This is a genomic window from Streptomyces sp. R-74717, from assembly GCF_047305335.1.
GTDB lineage: Bacteria > Actinomycetota > Actinomycetes > Streptomycetales > Streptomycetaceae > Streptomyces > Streptomyces atratus.
Genome location: NZ_CP102361.1, coordinates 9550404 through 9569486, shown reverse-complemented (window position 1 = coordinate 9569486; position 19083 = coordinate 9550404). Strand labels below are relative to the sequence as shown.

The 19083-nt window shown below is 69.6% G+C and carries 20 protein-coding genes and 4 pseudogenes; 11 read left to right on the top strand and 13 right to left on the bottom strand.

Annotated features, from left to right (window positions below):
* Window positions 1-324: 324 nt before the first annotated feature.
* The 9 genes and pseudogenes from NRF20_RS43330 to NRF20_RS43290 form a co-directional block, all read right to left on the bottom strand.
* The gene (locus NRF20_RS43330) at window positions 325-1083 is read right to left on the bottom strand and encodes a hypothetical protein (protein WP_398634102.1); all 759 of its coding nucleotides are present in this window, start codon (window positions 1081-1083) and stop codon (window positions 325-327) included.
* 139 nt (window positions 1084-1222) lie between these two features.
* Window positions 1223-1507, bottom strand: coding sequence for a hypothetical protein (locus NRF20_RS43325; RefSeq protein WP_413754325.1), 285 nt, complete (start codon window positions 1505-1507; stop codon window positions 1223-1225).
* On the bottom strand, window positions 1497-2399 hold the full coding sequence (locus NRF20_RS43320) for a hypothetical protein (protein ID WP_413754324.1): 903 nt from the start codon (window positions 2397-2399) through the stop codon (window positions 1497-1499). Before NRF20_RS43320 ends, NRF20_RS43325 begins: the two co-directional genes overlap by 11 nt.
* Before the next feature lie 215 nt (window positions 2400-2614).
* Window positions 2615-3445 carry a transposase family protein gene (locus NRF20_RS43315; RefSeq protein ID WP_413751748.1) on the bottom strand — a complete coding sequence of 277 codons (831 nt, stop codon included), beginning with the start codon at window positions 3443-3445 and terminating at the stop codon, window positions 2615-2617.
* A gap of 78 nt (window positions 3446-3523) precedes the next feature.
* Entirely contained in the window at window positions 3524-4018 is a 495-nt protein-coding gene (locus NRF20_RS43310) for a hypothetical protein (protein WP_413754293.1), read from the bottom strand.
* Between the two features lie 173 nt (window positions 4019-4191).
* Window positions 4192-4521 (bottom strand): hypothetical protein, encoded by a 330-nt coding sequence (locus NRF20_RS43305; RefSeq protein ID WP_413754716.1) that lies wholly within the window; start codon window positions 4519-4521, stop codon window positions 4192-4194.
* Window positions 4522-4666: 145 nt separating this feature from the next.
* Window positions 4667-4957: pseudogene (locus NRF20_RS43300) on the bottom strand (hypothetical protein); the annotation flags it as partial.
* 993 nt (window positions 4958-5950) lie between these two features.
* Complete coding sequence (locus NRF20_RS43295) at window positions 5951-6313, bottom strand: hypothetical protein (RefSeq protein ID WP_413754323.1); 363 nt, start codon at window positions 6311-6313, stop codon at window positions 5951-5953.
* Between the two features lie 137 nt (window positions 6314-6450).
* Window positions 6451-6675 carry a hypothetical protein gene (locus NRF20_RS43290; RefSeq protein WP_413754715.1) on the bottom strand — a complete coding sequence of 75 codons (225 nt, stop codon included), beginning with the start codon at window positions 6673-6675 and terminating at the stop codon, window positions 6451-6453.
* A 110-nt stretch (window positions 6676-6785) separates the two neighbouring features.
* Between NRF20_RS43290 and NRF20_RS43285 the strand changes: the two genes are divergently transcribed.
* Window positions 6786-7229 (top strand): hypothetical protein, encoded by a 444-nt coding sequence (locus NRF20_RS43285; protein ID WP_398634129.1) that lies wholly within the window; start codon window positions 6786-6788, stop codon window positions 7227-7229.
* 108 nt (window positions 7230-7337) lie between these two features.
* On the opposite strand, the pseudogene NRF20_RS43280 reads toward NRF20_RS43285, so the two are convergent.
* Window positions 7338-7511, bottom strand: a pseudogene (locus NRF20_RS43280) (murein biosynthesis integral membrane protein MurJ); the annotation flags it as partial.
* On the opposite strand from NRF20_RS43280, the gene NRF20_RS43275 reads away from it, so the two are divergent.
* Together NRF20_RS43275 and gap are read left to right on the top strand one after the other, a co-directional pair.
* A complete protein-coding gene (locus tag NRF20_RS43275; RefSeq protein ID WP_398634105.1) occupies window positions 7505-8461 on the top strand; it encodes a GlxA family transcriptional regulator in 957 nt (318 codons plus the stop codon). The pseudogene NRF20_RS43280 and the gene NRF20_RS43275 sit on opposite strands and share 7 nt — an antisense overlap.
* Window positions 8462-8562: 101 nt before the next feature.
* Window positions 8563-9561: a type I glyceraldehyde-3-phosphate dehydrogenase gene (gene gap, locus NRF20_RS43270; RefSeq protein ID WP_398634106.1), complete on the top strand. Its 999-nt coding sequence runs from the start codon at window positions 8563-8565 to the stop codon at window positions 9559-9561.
* An 823-nt stretch (window positions 9562-10384) separates the two neighbouring features.
* Here gap and NRF20_RS43265 read toward each other — a convergent pair.
* On the bottom strand, window positions 10385-11671 hold the full coding sequence (locus NRF20_RS43265) for a hypothetical protein (RefSeq protein ID WP_413754322.1): 1287 nt from the start codon (window positions 11669-11671) through the stop codon (window positions 10385-10387).
* On the opposite strand from NRF20_RS43265, the gene NRF20_RS43260 reads away from it, so the two are divergent.
* Entirely contained in the window at window positions 11655-11888 is a 234-nt protein-coding gene (locus NRF20_RS43260; protein WP_413754321.1) for a Tn3 family transposase, read from the top strand. The two genes, NRF20_RS43265 and NRF20_RS43260, sit on opposite strands and share 17 nt — an antisense overlap.
* Window positions 11889-12002: 114 nt before the next feature.
* Here NRF20_RS43260 and NRF20_RS43255 read toward each other — a convergent pair.
* A pseudogene (locus tag NRF20_RS43255) lies at window positions 12003-12495 on the bottom strand (FBP domain-containing protein).
* Between the two features lie 84 nt (window positions 12496-12579).
* On the opposite strand from NRF20_RS43255, the gene NRF20_RS43250 reads away from it, so the two are divergent.
* The 7 genes from NRF20_RS43250 (at window position 12580) to NRF20_RS43220 (ending at window position 18795) form a co-directional block, all read left to right on the top strand.
* Complete coding sequence (locus tag NRF20_RS43250; RefSeq protein ID WP_398634110.1) at window positions 12580-13161, top strand: TetR/AcrR family transcriptional regulator; 582 nt, start codon at window positions 12580-12582, stop codon at window positions 13159-13161.
* Between the two features lie 57 nt (window positions 13162-13218).
* Window positions 13219-14400, top strand: coding sequence for a GDSL-type esterase/lipase family protein (locus NRF20_RS43245; protein ID WP_398634111.1), 1182 nt, complete (start codon window positions 13219-13221; stop codon window positions 14398-14400).
* Window positions 14401-15066: 666 nt separating this feature from the next.
* Window positions 15067-16188, top strand: a complete 1122-nt coding sequence (locus tag NRF20_RS43240) for a PP2C family protein-serine/threonine phosphatase (RefSeq protein ID WP_398634112.1) — start codon at window positions 15067-15069, stop codon at window positions 16186-16188.
* 77 nt (window positions 16189-16265) lie between these two features.
* Window positions 16266-16811: a CoA transferase gene (locus NRF20_RS43235; RefSeq protein WP_413754320.1), complete on the top strand. Its 546-nt coding sequence runs from the start codon at window positions 16266-16268 to the stop codon at window positions 16809-16811.
* A 101-nt stretch (window positions 16812-16912) separates the two neighbouring features.
* On the top strand, window positions 16913-17698 hold the full coding sequence (locus NRF20_RS43230) for a crotonase/enoyl-CoA hydratase family protein (RefSeq protein ID WP_413754319.1): 786 nt from the start codon (window positions 16913-16915) through the stop codon (window positions 17696-17698).
* Between the two features lie 6 nt (window positions 17699-17704).
* A complete protein-coding gene (locus NRF20_RS43225; RefSeq protein ID WP_398634115.1) occupies window positions 17705-17965 on the top strand; it encodes an acetoacetate decarboxylase family protein in 261 nt (86 codons plus the stop codon).
* Between the two features lie 38 nt (window positions 17966-18003).
* Entirely contained in the window at window positions 18004-18795 is a 792-nt protein-coding gene (locus NRF20_RS43220) for a hypothetical protein (protein ID WP_413754318.1), read from the top strand.
* Window positions 18796-18938: 143 nt separating this feature from the next.
* On the opposite strand, the pseudogene NRF20_RS43215 reads toward NRF20_RS43220, so the two are convergent.
* Window positions 18939-19079: pseudogene (locus NRF20_RS43215) on the bottom strand (ATP-binding protein); the annotation flags it as partial.
* Between the last annotated feature and the right edge of the window lie 4 nt (window positions 19080-19083).

Here is a 19083-nt window from a genome sequence, read left to right as displayed (position 1 = left end):
CCGGAGGCTGTCCTCCTCGCCGAGCGTCTTCGACAGGCGTTCTTCGAGCTGGCGGACGCGGGCGGCCAGGCGGGCGCTGCGGGCGGCCGCGTTGGCCAGGTCGGCTTGCAGCGAGGCCCGGCTGACGACGGGCCCCTCCCGGATTGTGTGGCGGGTTCGTGGATCGCGGTGCGGAGGGTGTCGAGGAGGTCGCGGTGACGGTAGAGGAAGGTGCGGTCTACGCGGACAGCGGGGTGCCGTCGCGAAGGGCAGCGGAGCTGGCGCTGTGGACGCGGGTGCGGCGGCGTTCGGTGTCGGCTTGGCGGCCGTCGTTCATGGCGGTGGTCACGGCTGGATCCTTGGAGGTCGGACGTCGGGCAAGGGCTGGCCGACGCGGGGCATGCCGAGGTGGACGGTGTGGGAGCGGCGGACGAGGGTGACGACCTGCTCGATCTGCGCGCGGTCCTCGGCGGTCAGCTGGTCGAGGTCGGTGCTGACGCGGTCGATGAGCCGGCGGACCCGGCTGATTTCCTCCTGCGAGGGCGTGGCCTGGGTGCGGGCCCATTCGTCGGCTTCGAAGGCGGACATCAGCCGTTCCCGGCTGCGTAGTAGGTCGGAGAGGTGGGCCTGAAGGTCGGGGAGGTAGGAGACGTCGGTGGAGAAGTGCTCGCAGCCCAGGCAGCGGAACCGCAGCGGGCATGCGTGCCCGCCGGCGGCGACGTTGGACGGTTCGCGGTAGACCCCGTACGGGGTCGCGACCTCGCCGATCGCGCGGCGGACGTGCTCGGAGTCCAGGAGGCTCTGTGCGCCGCGCCAGACGCGGTTGCCGTGGCGGTCGAACTGGAGGGCGGTGACCCGGTCGACGGCCTCGCAGCGGCATTCGGCGCCGATGCGGTAGTAGCCCTGGGTGGTGGTGATGAGCCGGTGGTCCATCAGCTCCTTGAGGACGTCCGGCGGGGCCCCGGCGTCGGCGTGCCATTGGGCGTAGCAGTGCCGGTAGGCGTAGGTGAAGATCCGGGCTCTGTCGAACGGCACCAGGGCTGTGACCTGGGTGCCGGCCTCGGTGGTGATGAGTGGAACGACGAGGTCGGGCAGAGAGTCCACCCACTTCCGGTGGGCGGTGGCGATGTCGTTGAGTGGCTTGGTGCCCTCGGGGTTCGTCCTCGCGCGCGGGGCAGCAGCTTGAGTCGGGCCGTTGCGGTGGTCGGGAAGCGGTCGCGGACGCGTTGCTGCTGGCGGCGGATCACCTCGGCGGTCTCGCCGCCGATCGGCAGGCGGCGGCCGAGCCGGTAGGCCTTGTGGTTGTCGTAGACGAGCACGGGCGAGCCGTCGGGTCGCCCTCCAGGCAGTCCAGGGCCAGGGTGTAGATCTCGTCCGGGCGCCGTCCGGTGTCGATGAGAAGCTCGGTCGCCACCCTCGTCTCGGTGCTGCTCAACTCCTCCAGGCGGTCGAGGCTGGCGCACAGGACGCGCATCACCGCTTCGGGCAGTTCGCGGCCGGCCTCGGCGTCCTCAGGCTCATCGGGCATGTCCTCGGGCCAGATCGCGAAGTCGACCGGCATCCCCTCCAGCACACCCGCCGGACCGGCCAGGCCCAGCGTGCGGAAGCGGAGCAGGACCCGCCGGACGAATCGGGTGAAGGCCAGCCGCCGGGCTGCACTCTGCTTCCCCGTCGCGGTGAGGTGGCCCATGCGGTTGCAGTACGCCACGATGTCGCCCCGCCCCCACGCCGCCGGATCCTCCCCGCGGTCGGGGCGTTGGAGGCGCAGGCTCTCCGAACAGCGTGGCCAGGGCGGCGACGACGGCGCGGGCGTGGTGGACGGCGTTCTTGTTCCGGCGCCGGGGAAGGTCGTCGTAGACCCAGATCTTCATCGCTTCCCGCAACGGGGTCTGGGTGATCGAGGTGAACGGCAGCACGCCGGTGTGCCCGAAGACAGACATGTCCCAGACGTCCTTGACCCGCTCGGTCTCCGGCGTGGTGTTCAGCCGGGAGAGCGCCAGTTGGGCGGCACGGATCATCGTCACCTGCTCACGGCTGTACCCGGCGGCCTCGGGTTCGGTGACCTCCTCCAAGCCGGTCACCTGCTGGGCGCGCAGCCGGTCATAGAGCGGGCGCAGGCACTCGGGCCGGAGCTTGTAGCCGTTGTCGACCCGCGACGACAGTGCGTACAGAGCTTCGGCGGCCAGCCGGTCCGGCACTCCTCGCAGGCTGACCTCCCGGGTGGAGCAGATCGCCTTGTCCGTCAGCCGCCATCGCTCCTCGTCGAAGTCGGGTTCTTCGGGGAAGGTCCGCAGGCGCTGTGTATGGGCCTTGCAGTACGGGTACTTGCTGCCGACCCGGTCCAGGTAGCAGGCGGTGACCAGGCAGGGGCCGAGCCCGGCGAGGCCTACCACCTTGGGGTGGGCCAGGAACTCCTCCATCCCGAGCCCGCCCAGTGCCTGTGTGCGCTGGAGGCGGTGGGTCGCACACAGCCGGGCGGCGGCGGTGTCTCGGGGGCGCTCGCACCGGTCGACCGCGCACGGCTGCTGCCCAATGAGGAAATTTCATCCTGATTTCGCTGGTCACGGGCCTGGTGTGAGCTTGTAGTGGGGTACTCGTGCTGGCCAGGACATGATCGGCAGAGGGAGATCGTCTGTCACCTCTGCACTTCGCTGTTCGCCAGGACGAGTAGGGCCCGCAGGAGGGTGGTCGCGTGGCGGGTGTTCATACGGACCTTGCTGAGGAATCGCCAGGTCTTCAGGTTTGCGAAGCCGTGCTCGACGGCGGCGCGTTCACGGCTGAGCAGGCGGTTGGCCTCCTTCTCGGCGTCGGTGAGCCGGTGGTTGCGGGTGGCCTTGCGGCCGGTGATGATCACCGGGTTGTCAGGGTCGTCGTCCAGGCCGACGAAGCCGAGGTCGGCCAGGGCCCCGAGTTTGGCCTCGCGGAGATGCTCGGTGAGCTTGCTGTGGCGGGCGGTGGTGATCTCGCTGGACCGCCCGGGCTTGGCCGCGGAGATCCAGATCAGGTTGCCCTTCTCGTCGGTGAGCGCAAGAAACAGCAGGCCATGGGACTTGTGTTTCCCGCTGTAGTTCTTGCGGTTCTCTGTCCCGGTGCGGCGGCGGGTGCGCACGAGAGTGCCGTCCAGCAGGACGACCACCCCGCCATCGTCGGCGATCTTCTTCAGGGCCCGGTCCAGGCGCGGGGCGCGGGCAGAGAGCAGGCCGATCACTTCGATCACCCATCGGCGCACGGTCGAGGCGGAGACGTCGTTGCCGCCGGCCATGTCCAGAAGGCGCTGGTCATGACGGAGAACGGCGAGCACGATGATCGCTTGGGTTCCCGGGGTGACCTTGCGCCAGCGGGTGCCCAGCCTCTTGCGCTGCTTGCGTATCAGGTCGGCGACGAGGTCGATGGTCGACTTCGACACCGGAAGGCGAACCTGGTAGACAGCATCCTGAGAGCCCTCGGCGGGCTGGTTGTTCTTCACAAAACACGCCAACTCCCGCCGGGGGCCCTCGCGTTGTGGCAGGAATCGGCCACTTTGCGGCCGGATGCCGGGCTGGTGTCAGCGCGGTCCGTAGCGGCCTGACGGGGTGCGGTGCAGCCAGCCCCGGTCCGCGAGCCGCCTCAGCTTGCCCCGCATCGCCTCGGTCTGCGCGGGCAGCACGCCCAGCCCCAGCTTCTCGCACACCTCTCGGGTCTTGACCGGCCCGTCGGACGCACCCGCGACCACCTGCACAATCCGCTGATAGTCGGCGGGCAGCACCTCTTCGCTCATCCCCTCGACGCGGTGCGGCACGAGCAGCATCCCGCCGGCTCCCGACGCTTGCGTCGCCGGCGGATCCGGCTCCACCGGATCCGGCTCCACCGGATCGGGCTCCACCACCGGATCGTCCCGCCTGCCGCCGTCCGTCGCCTCGGCGTACTGGCCGAACACCACCTCCGCGGCCTCCAGCCGGGCCACCTCGACATCGATCTCGGCGAGCTCCTTACGCAGCCGCTCGGCGCGGTCGGCCAGCAGGACCCGCCGTTCCACCGTCCATGTCAGTACATCCACCATGAACTTCCCCTCCCCGGGCCGGATCTTCCTGCCGGACCCTACGAGGAGACAACCGCCCGTACGGCGACTTCCGCGAACGAGGCCCGTGGCAATCGATCACCTGCTACCGATCATGTTCCAGACCAGCCCGAGTACCCCGCCATCGACTCACGCCAGCCCCGTGACCTGCGAAATCAGGATGGAAATTGATCAATGCCGGTGCTGATGCTCGTTGGAACGAGGAGGAACTCGGCCAGCGGCATGCCGCTCTTCCGTCGGCGCCCCATGCAGCCCCAGCACATCGGCCGAGTCGCGATCGTGATGGCCGACGGGCAGTTCGGCACCGGGCAGTCCGGCAGGCCGATCACCGGATGCATGCGGGGAAAGGTGATCACCCGCCGCTCCCAGTCCCAGTCCAGCAGCGCAAGGAACCCCGGATCGAGAGCCTGGAGGATCTCCTCCAGCCGTGCGTCTCCGGCCGCCGCCCCGGCCAGCGGCCGGATGACGGAGACGGCGGCCGTCACCGGTCCTCTTCCCGTGCACCGAGGGCGCGCGGGGTCGGGACCCGCTCGACCGCCGCCCGCACCCTGCCCACGGCCCGGACGAGTCCGGGCTCCGATGCCCGAGCAGTGCCTGCACCTCGTCCGGTGAACCCTCCGCGTCCGCGACGTTCGACCCGAACGCCCGCCGGGCCATGTGCGGACCCACACGCCGCACCAGCCCCGCCCGCGCTCCGAGCCGCCCGAAAAGCTCCCCGATCGCCGCCGGCGACACCGGCGCCCCGAGCGGCGCCCGGAACAGATTCACCAGCAGGAAGTCGCTGCCACCGTCGCCGAGCAGCCGGTGCCGCTCCTCGTAGTACAGGTCGAACACGGACACAGTGGGGAAGTCCAGCGGCGCCAACCCACACGTGCCGCGACTTCGACCAGGCGCCGTTGGAGTTCTCCCGCCGCCGCACATGCACGCAGGCCCCCGGGTACTCGCAGCCCAGCGCCCAGGAGTCCGGCAGCAGATGCACGTCGCTGCGCCGTAGCCCGGCCGCCTGCCCGCGCCGCAGGCCCACCCGCCCGAGCAGCAGCACGACCAGGCGGTCCCGGGCGCTGCGGCACGCGGTGAACATCGCCACCAGCTCAGCGTCGGCCGCCCGGTCCACGTCGGCGACCGGTTCCCTCAGTCGGTGCACGGAGCGCAGCCGGTAGAAGAGGCCACCGTCTTCGCCCGTGGCCTCCGTCGGAAGGTCCCGGCTGTCGGCGAGCTCGTAGATCTGCCCCAGTACCCCGCGCGGCGCCTCACCCGAGACCACCGCGTACGACAACAGCCCCCGCACGGCGACCAACACCCGGTTGATCCGCCGCTCACACCGCACAGGCGACTCCCCCGGGCCGGGCTGCACTACCGCCGCGACCCCTTCCCGGGGCGCCGGGGTGTACTTCAGCCAGACCATGAACAGGCCCAGATCCCGGCCGGCCTCCGGCCAGGACCGGCCTGTCGCCCCGCACCAGCGCAGGTACAGGGCGACGCCACCGGCGTACGCCTTCGTCGTCAGCTCGGCCCGGTCCCGCCCGAACCGAAGGTTCCGCAGCCAGTGATCGGCTACGGGGACGGCCTCTAGATCGTCATCAAGGACCATCCAGTACTTCTGGCCGGACGGCAGCACCACAGGAAACGCCCGCATCAGCAACTCCTGCGTCAAGTCGTGCAACAACCCGCCGCACAGCCACACCCCCCGAGAACGAGTCCCAGGAACTCAACGAACCCCCATCACCCCACGTCACACCACAGCTCTCCCAGCCCCAGAGAAAAGGGGTTGCCGCCGAAGCCGTAACGGTGACATGGCTCATGGCACCGCGCACACAGGCCCACCTGTGGGGGCGAGCAGGCAAGAGTGCTCGTGCTCCAGCCGGTTCTCGAAGGCGTCGAAGGGGTGTGGCGCAGGTACGCGCCAGATCCTTCTCAGCGGCGCAAGCTCAGCTTCACCCTGGCGCTCCTGCCGGTGTACGACTTGTGGATCTGCTCGCGTGTGCCAGAACCGCACGCCTTCACCACGTCCGCGTAGCCTCTTCCGTCGGGCCTGATCGTGACGGCCGCACACACGCCGTCGGTCCGGGTGTCCTGCACCCACCCATCGATGAACAGCATCTCGACCCCCTCGACCTTCCTGCACGTCAGTTTCCACGTCGCTACCCCGCCATCGGTCTTGGGTGAATCACTGTGAGGACACGTTGCCGCACTGGCTGGCGTCGCGGTGCCCACCACCGCCCCACCGACCAGCACAACGGCAGCCAGAGCAGTACGAAGAGATGAGGCCAGGCGCATGATGGGTCTTCCTTCCGTGGGGCCTGGAGCGAACGTAGAAGGTTCTCGCCCCAGATGGAGCGGGCCTAACCCCAAGGGATGACACAGTCCGTCCTTGTGAGTGACATGGGCCAAGAAGGCGAGTGTGGCGGGTCGAGTCAGCGTTCACCATCGCCGAGCGCGTGCTGCACGTGCTCCAGGTCGTGGGTCACAGCGATGGCCCTCACCGCGGCGTCCTGGACGGCGGCGGCCGCGGCCTGGACGTCACCGTGACGTTCCTCGCCCACCAGATCCAGCACCTGGTCGAGCTTGTCTGCAGGTCCTCGACAAGGCGTCATCGACGCACTCCAGGCCGCGGTCGCGACCCGCGGCCGCGACGTCACCGGAGTGATCTTCCACGCGGACCGCGGATCGCAGCCCGGACTCAATCGGTCGTCGCAACACCGGCTTCCTGGACCAAGAGTTCCAACCGAGGGTCTTGCGGGGCCTGTTGTTGAGTGCGAGAGCAACGGCCGCGAGTTCGTCGGTATCCCATCGCGACGCCGGCGCGGTCACCGGCCCCCTGGCCGCTCCCCGCAGTCTGCTGCTCGGCAGATACGACGACGGGCATCTTCAGTACACCGGCCGCACCACCACCCTCGCCCGGACGGCAGGCACCGCAGTCGCCGGCCCATTCGCTGCGGCGCGCCGCGGGCATCCCTGGACGGGCTGGTCACTCTCCGTCGTGTGGGGCAGCCGGGAGACGCTGGACGTCACGCTGGTAGAACCCGAGCAGGTGGTGGAAGTCTGCCTCGACGTCGCCCGCGACGTCACCGGTCGGTGGCGCCTCCCCGCACGCTGGCACCGTATTCGAGCGGAGATGCATCCGATGCAAGTGCCGAAGTTCGAAGAATCGGACGAACCGCCAAGTGGCGGCAACGCGCCGGAGCAAGCGTAACCGCGCTGATATGCCCCTTTCTCAAAACCGGCAACGTGATGCCACGATGTTGTATTGGATGCAACGCATGGAAAGGCGACTCGACTTGCCTGGTGCAGCGCATCTGGTGCTGGTCGGCACCGTTTTGGCCGTTGTGTAGGTACTGGCCAGCAGACCCGTGCCCAGCGCGGCCTGCGGAACCTGCCCGATGCGTCCCGTAGCCCGGGACACGACGGTGCCCAGCGCCATCAGTAAGGACGAACGGGCCGGCCCCACACCCCCCGTACTCTTTTCCCGTGCCAGCCTCCCGCCTCCATCGCGTCGCCGTCCTTGTGCTCGAGGGTGCGAAGCCGCTCGATGTCGGCATTCCTGCGCAGGTGTTCACGACCCGCGCGAGCATGCCGTACGAGGTGCGGGTGTGCGGCGCCGCACCCGGTCTCGTGACCGGCGGCGACGGCCTGTCGTACTGCGTCACCCACGGCCTCGCCGCGCTTACGTGGGCCGATATCGTCTTCATCCCCGGCTACCGGTTCCCGGACCGCGACGACCCGCCGCAGGCCGTCGTTGACGCGCTGATCACGGCCCACGATCGGGGCGCGCGGCTCGCCGCTATCTCGACGGGCGCCTTCGCGCTCGCCGCCACGGGCCTGCTCGACGGCAAGCGCGCCACGACGCACTGGCATTACACGCGCGCGCTTGCGGCGAGGCATCCGCTCGTCCAGGTCGACGAGAATGTTCTGTTCGTCGACGAGGGCAGCGTGCTGACGTCGGCCGGCGCCGCCTCGGGCATCGACCTGTGCCTGCACATTCTGCGCGGCGACCTCGGGGTGGCCGCGTCGAACCACGCGGCCCGGCGCCTGGTCGCGGCCCCCTACCGCAGCGGCGGTCAGGCGCAGTATGTGCCACGCAGCGTGCCCGAGCCGCTCGGCGAGCGGTTCGCCGCCACCCGCGAGTGGGCGTTGCACCGGCTGGGCGAGCCCCTCACCCTCGAGGTGCTCGCCAGGCACGCGGCGGTGTCGCCGCGCACGTTCTCGCGGCGCTTCGTGGAAGACACGGGGTACACGCCGATGCAGTGGGTCATGCGTGCCCGCATCGACGTGGCCCGTGAGCTGCTCGAGCGTACGGAGCGGAGCGTCGAGCAGATCGCCGCCGACGCCGGTCTCGGCACCGGTGCGAATCTGCGGCTGCACTTCCAGCGCATCCTCGGCACCACGCCGAGCGAGTATCGGCGCACCTTCGCCCAGGGCGAGTAGCCCGCCGCCGTGGCGCGATCCTTTCGAGCCGTGGCACTCACGCCGCTGTCGCGGGCAGATGCTGCAAGCGAACCTGATGGCGAACCGAAGGGACACCACTCATGACTCGCATCGCCATCAACGGATTCGGCCGCATCGGACGCAATGTGCTGCGCGCACTGCTCGAACGCGACAGCGACCTCGAGGTCGTCACCGTCAACGACCTCACGGAGCCCGCCACTCTCGCGCGGCTGCTCGCCTACGACACGACGGCCGGCCGGCTGGGCCGCCCGGTGACCGTCGACGGGGACGTCCTTGTCGTCGACGGCCGTCGCATCACGGTGCTCGCCGAGCGCGAACCGGCGCAGCTGCCGTGGGCCGAGCTCGGCGTCGACATCGTGCTCGAGGCGACCGGCCGCTTCACGTCGGCTACGGCCGCCCGCGCCCACCTCGACGCGGGCGCGAAGAAGGTGCTCGTCAGTGCGCCGTCGGACGGCGCCGATGTCACGCTCGCGTTCGGGGTCAACACCGACGCGTACGACCCGGCCGTGCACACGATCATCTCGAACGCCTCGTGCACGACCAACGCGCTTGCGCCGCTGGCCGCGGTCCTCGACGAGCTCGCCGGCATCGAGCACGGCTTCATGACGACGGTGCACGCCTACACGCAGGAGCAGAACCTGCAGGACGGACCGCACCGCGACGCCCGCCGCGCCCGCGCCGCCGCTGTCAACATCGTGCCTACCACGACGGGCGCTGCCAAGGCGATCGGTCTCGTGCTGCCGAACCTCGATGGCAAGCTGGCGGGCGACTCGATCCGCGTACCGGTTCCGGTGGGCTCGATCGTCGAACTCAACACGACCGTCGCCCGCGACGTGACGCGCGACGACGTGCTGGCGGCGTACCGCGCCGCGGCGGAGGGGCCGCTCGCCGGCATCCTCGAGTACTCGGACGACCCGCTCGTATCCTCCGACATCACGGGCAGTCCCGCCTCGTCGATCTTCGACTCGGCCCTCACCCGCGTCGACGGCCGCCACGTCAAGGTGGTCGCCTGGTACGACAACGAGTGGGGCTTCTCGAACCGCGTGATCGACACGCTCGCGCTTCTCGCCACCCGCTGACCGGCGAGGGCCCGCATGCGCGGGTTCGGGTCTGTCAGGTAGCGCAGCAGGCCGTTGCGGGGGAAGTTGGGGTGATTGTGCGGTCGGCCGGGGAAGGACAGGCTCCCTTCCCACCACGCGGCCACCTCCAGGAGCATCTCCGGTGGAGCGTCGTCGCATGACTCGGCGAGGAAGAGCCGCACGATGCGGTCTTGGTCGTGGGCGAGCGCGGCCGCCACGTCTATGGGCAGGCGTGGTGCCCTTGCGACGCTGCGGCGGATCAACGGTTTCGGCGAGGCTGCGAGCTGGCGCATGGCTTCGGCGTTCTCGTGCAGGGCGCCGATCCACCAGAGCGCAGTCGTCTGGCCGTCCGGGGCGATGTCAGGCACTTCGGCGGCCATCGCCGCGATCTCCTCCGGTGTCGTGGGCGGCGTGGCGTCGGGGTGCGGAGCACGGCCGACGCCACGGCCACCGCGGGAGAGTCGCCGGGCGGCCAGCTGCTCTCCCGCGAGCTCTGCGAAGAGTCCTCGCTGCCGCGGATTCGGCGTGGTGGCGATGAGCCGGTCCCACTGTGTGGCGGAGAGGCGGCCGGATTCCGCGGCAAGGGCGCGCACGCGCCTGGCATTGTGGACGACCGCGGCATCCATGACCTCGGGCGGCAGGTCCTCCCGCCAAAGAAAGCCGGCCTCGTCGGCATCCAGGAGGCTAAGGAGCACGTCGACAGGCGCCGAGCGGTTGAAACCGAGCCAAGAGAGCCAGGAGAGGGCTACTCGCCGATCGAGGTCGGTAGCTGCAGTCAGCCTGGTCCAGGCCCCGTCAGGCACGTCGGCAGCATGTATATCGGTCATTGGCCAAAGGCTAGAGCACTGGGCCATCGGCCGACCCGAGGTCGGGCGCGCTTCGACAGGGCACCGGACTTGCATTGGCGGGAACGGACCGCGCCGCGCTGGCGCGGCGCGGTCGACAGGTTTCGCGTCCGGATCGGTGCCGGCTCAGGTGTGTCCGTGCCGGACATTGACGATCGGCAGCAGCGTTGCGGTGGCGGGGATGCCGATCTGACGGGGCGTCGGCCCCGCCGGGGTGGGCAGGTCGGTGAGTCGCTCCAGGAGTTGGTCGAGCGCGGCCTGGCCGTCGTCGACCGCAGCCTGCTCGTCGTCGGTGAGCGGGATGCTGGCCAGCATCCGCTGGAGATTGTCCTTGGCCTCCAGTAGCTGGCCCTTGGTGGAGGCCTTCGGCGTGTGCTGGCTTTCGTGCGGGGCGACAGCGGTTCGCCGCCGCGCTTGTCGACTCCGGCCTGGCGCTGCACGTACTCGCCTATGGTCATCCGGTCCAGCGCCGCCACCCAGGCCGCGCAGGTCTCGCGCGTCCACTGGGTGGGTTCGATGATGTCGGGGTGTTCAGCGGCCGGCCACCGGCCCGCCTTGGCCATGATGGATCGGAACATGCCCCTGACCTTCGGCGTGAGCGTCGATGTGTCGTGCCACCGCGCCACCGCCGCGGCCCAGGACCCGGGCACACCTTCGAGGTCGGGCATCACGGCGTGGACGGGCTTGGGCGGCGGTTCGGCGTAGCCGAGAGCGGCGATCGCCCGGTGAACACCGTGGAGATTGCCGCGTCGCGCCCCAGATGGGAGCGCGGGGCTCTCGCGGACTCGCTCCAAGGCCTCGGTGGTCATGTCCTGCAGGAGCGGGCTGCGGTTGATGAGCATGATCTGGACCAGCACGGTGCGGAACTGGCCGAAGGCGCCATTTGACGGGTGGTAGCCCCAGCCTTGGAGAGTGGCCGCCACCTGCGCGATCGTCTCCTCGGCCGGTTCCTGGCCGAAGACCCGCCAGGCCAGCGATCGGCGGATGAACCCTCCGATGCGGTGGAAGTCGGTGAAGCCGCCGAGCAGGTAGGCGAACGCGGCCACGTAGGGCCGGACCGTGCCATCGATCCACCCGGGCCAGGCGGCCTCGAACTCCTTGTGATCAGGGGCGATGAGGCGGGCCCAGTCGTCTACCGACCAGGCCCAGAACGACGTGCCGTCCTCCAGGCAGCGCCGCAGGATCAGGCCGACGGCGTCGGTGACCGAGCGGCGATGGGCGGGCGTGTCCGGGCACCATCGAAGCTCCGTGGTGCTGTCGACCACGCGGTACATCGACGCTGCGGTCACCCAGCTCCGCTTGGAGGGCCACGAGATCCGCGATGAGGACGTCGTACGACTTTCTCCGCTCGAGCAGCGGAACGTGAACGTCCTGAGCCGCCACACCGTCATCGGCTCCATCCCGCACGAGGGCCTGCGTCCGCTGCGCAACCCGGACGCCTCCGGCCTCGACGATGACGACGACGGGGCGGATGAGGACTGAACGAAGGTCAGGGGCCGGCCAGGGCAGTGACCACTTGCGAGCCGTTGCCCTGGTCAGTCACTTCAGGGCCGGGCAGCGGCGGCGATACGAGTGGGACCAGGAGGCGGGCCCGGGTCACGCGGTCACTTTGGCAATGAACGCGGCGAGGTTCGCCACGGTCCGCTGGACCTTCTCCTCCAGGGTGAGGGACTCGTGGAGGCGTGCGCCGATGCCCGCGTCCTTCTTCCCGCGTACATACAGGGAGCAGGCCAGGTCGCTGCACATGTAGACGCCAACCGAGTTGCCCTGCTGCCCGGCCTTCCCGGACCTCGGCGCGACCACCAGGGAGACTCCCCCGGTGTGGGTGGTCACGCACACCGAGCACATGCTGCGCCGCATCTGCCAGGAGCCGACGCCGGAAGAGCGCAGCTGGACGCCGACCGGGCGGCCGTCCAGTTCGGTCACGAGGTAGGCCCGGTCGGAGGCCTGGGGATCTTGCCAGCCCAGGAAGTCCAGGTCGTCCCAGCACTGCTCGTCCGGGTCACGGGGGGCTGGTCAGGCGCCTGGCCTCGCCCTTGGTGCAGTTCACAAACGCGGTACGAATCTCTTGCTCAGTCGGCGACTTCATGACGGACACGCTAATTTGCCTAATTGAATTAGGCAAGTGCATAATCATCGATGTCAGGGATGAGAAGTGATTAGGAGGATGAACATGGCACGGGACGGACGGGTAGGACTGACCACGGAGCGCCTGGTCCGGGCGGGGGCAGAGCTGGCCGACGAGGTCGGCTTCGAGCAGGCGACCCCCGCGGAACTCGCCCGGCGGTTCGGCGTCAAGACCGCGAGCCTGTACTCGCACGTGAAGAACGCCCACGACCTCAAGACCAAGATCGCTCTGCTCGCCCTGGAGGAACTCGCCGACCAGGTCTCCACCGCGGTGGCCGGACGGGCCGGCAAAGACGCCTTGACCGCTTTCGCGAACGTCTACCGCGACTACGCCCTCAAGCACCCGGGGCGCTTCGCCGCAGCCCAGTTCCGGCTCGACCCGCAGACGGCGGCCGCCAGCGCCGGCGTTCGGCACGCCCAGATGACGCGGGCGATCCTGCGCGGATACAACCTGGCCGAACCGCACCAGACACACGCGGTGCGGCTGCTGGGCAGCGTCTTCAGCGGCTACGTCGGTCTGGAGGCCGCCGGCGGCTTCAGCCACAGCACCCCCGACTCGCAGGAGAGCTGGACCGAGATCCTCAACGCGCTCGACACCCTGCTGCGCACCTGGCCCACCACCTCCTGACCAGGCCCTTCCGGCCGCCCCCGCCAACTGACCCTCCAGATCGAAGAGACCGACGAAATGAATACCGAGCACGCCTGGACCACCACTCCCATCACCGTCGGCCTCCTGCGCGGCGCCCTCGACCTGGAGCGCACCGAACGCGGCGTCCTGCCCCACCGGTTGCCCGTGCGCGCCCGGCAGCAGATCCCCGACGGCCAGCTGGCCATGGCGGAGTCACAGCCCTCCGGAGTGCGGCTGGCCTTCCGCACCCGGGCCACCGCCGTCGAGCTGGACGTCGTGGCCACCAAACGGGTGTACATCGGAGCGCCTCCACGCCCCGACGGGGTGTACGAGCTTCTCGTCGACGGGCGGCTCGCGGGCCGGGCCAGCGCGACCGAGGGCGACACGCTCACCATCGACATGGCCTCCGGGACCGCACAAACCCGTCCCGGGCCGGTGGAGACCCTGCGCTTCACCGACCTTCCGGACGACGAGAAGGACGTCGAGATCTGGCTGCCGCACGACGAGACCACCCAGCTGGCCGCCCTGCGCACCAACGCCCCCGTCCACACACCACCGCCCAGCGGCCGCAAGGTCTGGCTTCACCACGGCAGTTCGATCAGCCACGGCTCCAACGCTGCCACCCCAACCGGAACCTGGCCCGCCCTGGCCGCCACTCTGGGCAAGGTGGAGCTGGTCAACATGGGATTCGGCGGCAGCGCCCTGCTCGACCCGTTCACCGCCCGCACCATGCGCGACACCCCCGCCGACATGATCAGCATCAAGATCGGCATCAACATCGTCAACGCCGATCTGATGCGGCTGCGCGCGTTCGGCCCGGCCGTCCACGGTTTCCTCGACACCATCCGCGACGGCCACCCCACCACCCCGCTGCTGGTCGTCTCGCCCATCTACTGCGCCATCCACGAGAACACGCCCGGACCCAGCGCCCCGGACCTCAGCGCGATGAGCGAGGGGCGGCTGCGGTTCGTGGCCACCGGCGATCCCGCGCAGAGCGCAGCCGGGAAACTGACCCTCACCGTGATCCGGGACGAGCTGGCCCGCATCGTCCAGCAGCGTGCCGCCACCGACCCGAACCTGCATTACCTCCACGGCCTCGACCTCTACGGCGAGGCCGACCACGCCGAACTGCCGCTGCCCGACGATCTGCACCCGGACCCCGCCACCCACCAGCGCATCGGCGAACGCTTCGCCCACCTCGCCTTCGGCGGCGGCCCTTTCACCATGGAGAACCACTGACCGGCTGTCGGACAGGAAGGACGCGCCAGCGCACCCCGCCGGCATTCGGAGTGCCGTGGGGATGCCGCAAACCCCAGGCCGGTGGACCCGGCCAGGGGCTTCTCCGACTCACCAGCGCGGGCGACCCCATAAATCTCTCGCGCTCACCGGGCTCAACACCTCCTGACAAACCGCCAGACGAGTGCGCCACCGACCAGTTCGGCGGCGCACTCTTCCATGCCTTCGGGATCTTCTCCGAGCACGTCAAGGGCGCGCCGGACACACCGGGAGAATCACCGGCCACACGCTGGAGGTCTCCTTCGACGAGGCGCGACGTCGACATCCGTCGAACTCGATGACGTACGCGGCAGGTCCGCCGCCTGGGCCGGCTCGGTGCGGGTGCCGAACGACGCGCGGTACATCTCCATGCGGGCCTCGGCCGCCGACGACAAGGGCGGCTCGGTCAAGCAGAAGATCATCCGCGCGGTCGGCGCGCGGAGGTAACCGACCGGGTGAGAGCCGCGCAGTCGGCGGCCCGGCTCCCACCTGCCGCGCGCGCGGTGCAAGGGCCGCACCCTGCACGTAGTGCTGCTCACCGCACAGAGGACATCGTCCGGCGGGGCGCGGCTCGCCCGCGGCTGGGCCTGCCTAACGTACGAGGAGTACACCACCTGCCCGGGAGGCCCCGTGACCCGTACTCACCCGAAGAGATTCGTGCATCCTTTCGAGGCCGTCGAACCACCGCGCAACGCCGAAGTCGTGATCGGTGTGGTGTCAGTGACGGCCCTGGTGATGGCCCTCGGCGCCCTGTCCGGGTCCCTGGTGTGGCTTCTGGGGCTCCTTGTGTTCCTGCCGGGGACGGCGTCGGCGCTGTGCACCGTACGCCAGACGAAGTTTGTGTCTGCATGGACCACGCTTGTGGTCACCGTCACCGTGGTGGTCCGGCACGGTGACGGACGGTCGTGGCTCGACAGGATCCTGATGATGCTGCTCACCCTCGCCCTGGGCGCGGCCTCCGTCTACGCCTGCCACCGTCGTATCCACCGCGAGCGCGAGACGCTGCGGCTTCGCTCCACCGCCGCAGCGATGCAGCGCCACATCCTGCGCCCTCTGCCTCTGCTCACCGACGACGTCCTGGTCGACGGCGTGTACGAGCCCGTGCAGGAAGACCGGCTCGTCGGCGGCGACATCTACGACGTCGTCGTCTCCCCGTGGGGGACCCGGGTTCTGATCGGCGACGTCCAGGGCAAGGGTCTGCCCGCGGTCGGCGCCGCGTTCGCCGTCATCGGCGCCTTCCGTGAGGCGGCCCACCGGGAGCCCACCCTGACCGCGCTCGTCGATGCCCTCGATGCCTCTGTCGTACGGCACAACTCCTATGCTGCACAGACCGGCGACGACGAAAGGTTCGTCACCGCGCTCATCGTCAACGTCGACGCACACGACGAGGTACAAGTCATCAACTGCGGGCACATTCCGCCGCAGCTGCTGCACGACGCCACCGTCACCACGCTGGCCATCGGCTCCGGCGTCCCCCTCGGTCTCGCCGAACTCGCCGCCGAACCCGCGACCGTCGACTGGTTCGCCTTCCCACCCGGCGCAACGCTGCTGCTGACCACCGATGGGCTCACCGAGACCCGGGCCGCCGACGGCACGTTCTACCCCGTCACCGAACGCCTCACCGAGCGCGCGTCACTCTCTCCCACCGAGTTGCCGCACGCCCTCTACGACGACGCGCGTGCGTTCGCCGGAGAGGGCGGCCAGCACGACGACGTCGCGGTGCTGTCCGTCCGGCGGTCACCGCACCGCTGAGCGCAACACGGCGCAACCCGTCGACGTCACCACCGTCGGCCCCGGGAACGGGCATCCGGTCGTCCAGCCCCCGACCGATGGCGGCCCGCCTGCAGGCAGCGCCGGCGACGAGGACACCTACATGTTCGCCGGAGACCTCGCGGAAGAGGACCCTGTCATGGAGAACAGCCTTCGCCGACGAGGACAAGCAAGTCCCCCTCTTCCTCAAGGCCGTCGGCCACCCCGAGGCTGCCGAGGACCCCCGGTTCCACGACACCGCCAGCCGCCGCGCCCACGCCGCCGACATCGTCACTCTGCTGGACAGGCGGTTCGCCACCCGTCCCCTGGCCGAATGGCGCGAGGTACTCGACGCCGCCGGCCTCACCTACGGGGTGGTCCAGACACTTGAGGAATGCGCCCACGACCCCCAGCTCCTGGCCAACCAGATCGTGGTGCCGATCGAGGACGGGAGCAGCGAGCCACACCTGACCCTCAACAGCCCCGTGCACCTGGACCAGGAGCAGAAGGTCCCTCCACGCCCCGCTCCCGATCTGGGTGAGCACACCGAAGAGGTCCTCACAGAACTTGGCTTCAGTGCCGACGACATCGAATCGCTGCGTACCGGCGGAGCGATCCCGCGCTAGCAGTGGTCCGAAGCCAACAGCACCCGGCACAGCCGACGAGCACCCCTCCGCTGTCTGCGGTCGACGACCCACACCGGCGGGAAAGGCAAGGAATCCCCACCATGACCACCAAACCCACCACAGATGCGCCCACCGTGCACACCGAAGAACACGACGGCGTCCTCGTGATCACCATTGACCGGCCGAGGGTACGCAACGCCATCGATGGCGCCACCGCGCGGGCGCTGGCCGATGCCTTCGACCAACTCGACACTCACGATGACCTGATGGTCGGCGTGCTCACCGGTGCCGGCGGAACCTTCAGCGCGGGCATGGACCTCAAGGCGTTCGCGAAGGGAGACACCCCGGTCATCCCCGGGCGGGGCTTCGCAGGCCTCACCCGAACCCAGCTCCGCACCCCGCTCATCGCTGCCGTCGAGGGCTGGGCGCTGGGCGGTGGCACCGAGATGGCACTCGCCTGCGATCTGATCGTGGCCGCCGAGGACGCCACCTTCGGCCTCACCGAGGTGGCGTTCGGCCTGGTTCCCCCCGAAGGAGGAATCGTGCGGCTGCCCGAACGCATCCCCCGCAACATCGCCGTGGAAATCCTCCTCACCGGCGACCCCCTGCCCGCCGAACGGGCTCATCAGCTCGGCCTCGTCAATCACCTCACCCCACCGGGCGAGACGCTCACCAAGGCCGTGGACGTGGCCCGCCGCATCGCGCGCAACGCCCCGCTGTCCATCGCGGCCGTCAAACGCGTGGTCAACGAGCGGACCGCATACGGCGACCAGGACGCCTTTCGCCAGCAGGACCACCTCGTCGCACCGGTCCTCGCGTCCCACGACGCGCAGGAAGGAGCCCACGCCTTCGCCGAAAAGCGCCCACCTCACTGGGAAGGCCGCTGACCGACCATGCATATCCAAGAAGTGGGACAACAACTCCTCACCGTCACCTACCGCACCGACCGTCAGGCGCTGGACCGTCTCGTCCCCGAGCCCCTTCACGTCGCTGAACCGACAGTGCGGTTCGAGGTCATGCGGATGCCGGGTCTGTCAAACGAGTGTGGCACCGAAATCCCTTTCCGGGTGGGTTTCGACGTAATGCCCCGCGATCGACTCCCTCACCCGGCGGTGCAGTGCCTCGCGGACTCGGCGCTGAGGCTCCGGATATGAGGTGACCGGATCACGGCGCTCGGCTAGGGTCCGGCCTCATGTCCGAAGCCCCCGTCTTTCACGACGCGATCATCGACTCCGTACTCGGCAGCGCTCGCCGCTCCACCCTGCCGTACCAACAGGCCCACCGTGGGGAGGACTTCGGTACGGCGTTCTGGTTCAACGATCTCGTCAGCAAGCAGGGCGACACGGAGACGGTCCGGCAGTTCCTGGTGACCGCCAGGGCCATGACCCGGTACGACATCGCCGAGGTGCGGCTGCGGCCGGAGCTGTCCGAGTCGGCCATGAGCGCCCGCGCCATCGCGATGATCAAGTTCGAGCAGGAGTGGACCCCTCTCGGTGACTCCGGTGTCGCGGTGATGCCCACCGGCGGGCTGCACGCGCTTGCCCGCCGCAAGCGGTGGGAATGGGCTACCGACGAGATCACCGACGGGCTGGCGGCGAGGGCGGAAGACGTCGCCGCCGTCGGCAGCGAGCCGGTGCCCTCGTACGTCCTGGGGCACGACGTCGGGCCGGACCGGACCGACCGGCCGCAGGCCGTCGTCGTCGGGAACGTCGTGCGGAGCGCGGACGACGGGCAGGTGTGGTGGAACGGCACGGTTCCCGTGGGGTGCGTCGGGGCGCCTGTCTTCATCGGCGTTCCGCTCGGCGATCAGCGGTTCAAGCTGGTTTGCCTCGGTGTCGTCCTGCCCGCGGTCGGCTCACGGCATCCGGTCGGCACATTCGACCTGATCCGTTCCGCTGTGAGGGAGTTGCCCGATCGGTCGTCACCCACGGCATCTGCCACTCCGGCAACTGCCTCCAGAAAGTGGTGGAGACGGGCGAGGTGACGGCCCGTACGGATCGGACCGAGTACCTCCATTCCCGGTGCTCGTCGTGGAACCAACCGCACCCGGCCGGCAGGAGAATCACCCTCGTCCCGGTACCACAGCCCGTGGTCCAGGACGACGTCGTCGCCGGCATCCAGCTCGTCGCTGAACTGCTGTCGGATCGCCTCACCCCCTGGCCATTCATGCTCGAAGCAGGTGTGCTCGGGGTAGTCCACGCCGTATCGGCCGTGGAGGCGGCGTACTTCCTCGTCCACGGACTGCCGCGTGCAGCCGTGGTCGGCCAGGGCC

Excerpts from the sequence above, each read along its gene's own strand:
- NRF20_RS43250 (WP_398634110.1), top strand. The coding sequence starts at position 12,580 with ATGGCACGGGACGGACGGGTAGGACTGACCACGGAGCGCCTGGTCCGG.
- gap (WP_398634106.1), top strand. The coding sequence starts at position 8,563 with ATGACTCGCATCGCCATCAACGGATTCGGCCGCATCGGACGCAATGTG.
- NRF20_RS43325 (WP_413754325.1), bottom strand. The coding sequence starts at position 1,507 with ATGCCCGATGAGCCTGAGGACGCCGAGGCCGGCCGCGAACTGCCCGAA.
- NRF20_RS43295 (WP_413754323.1), bottom strand. The coding sequence starts at position 6,313 with ATGCGCCTGGCCTCATCTCTTCGTACTGCTCTGGCTGCCGTTGTGCTG.
- NRF20_RS43310 (WP_413754293.1), bottom strand. The coding sequence starts at position 4,018 with ATGGTGGATGTACTGACATGGACGGTGGAACGGCGGGTCCTGCTGGCC.
- NRF20_RS43225 (WP_398634115.1), top strand. The coding sequence starts at position 17,705 with ATGCATATCCAAGAAGTGGGACAACAACTCCTCACCGTCACCTACCGC.
- NRF20_RS43220 (WP_413754318.1), top strand. The coding sequence starts at position 18,004 with ATGTCCGAAGCCCCCGTCTTTCACGACGCGATCATCGACTCCGTACTC.
- NRF20_RS43235 (WP_413754320.1), top strand. The coding sequence starts at position 16,266 with ATGGCGGCCCGCCTGCAGGCAGCGCCGGCGACGAGGACACCTACATGT.
- NRF20_RS43320 (WP_413754324.1), bottom strand. The coding sequence starts at position 2,399 with ATGGAGGAGTTCCTGGCCCACCCCAAGGTGGTAGGCCTCGCCGGGCTC.
- NRF20_RS43245 (WP_398634111.1), top strand. The coding sequence starts at position 13,219 with ATGAATACCGAGCACGCCTGGACCACCACTCCCATCACCGTCGGCCTC.
- NRF20_RS43230 (WP_413754319.1), top strand. The coding sequence starts at position 16,913 with ATGACCACCAAACCCACCACAGATGCGCCCACCGTGCACACCGAAGAA.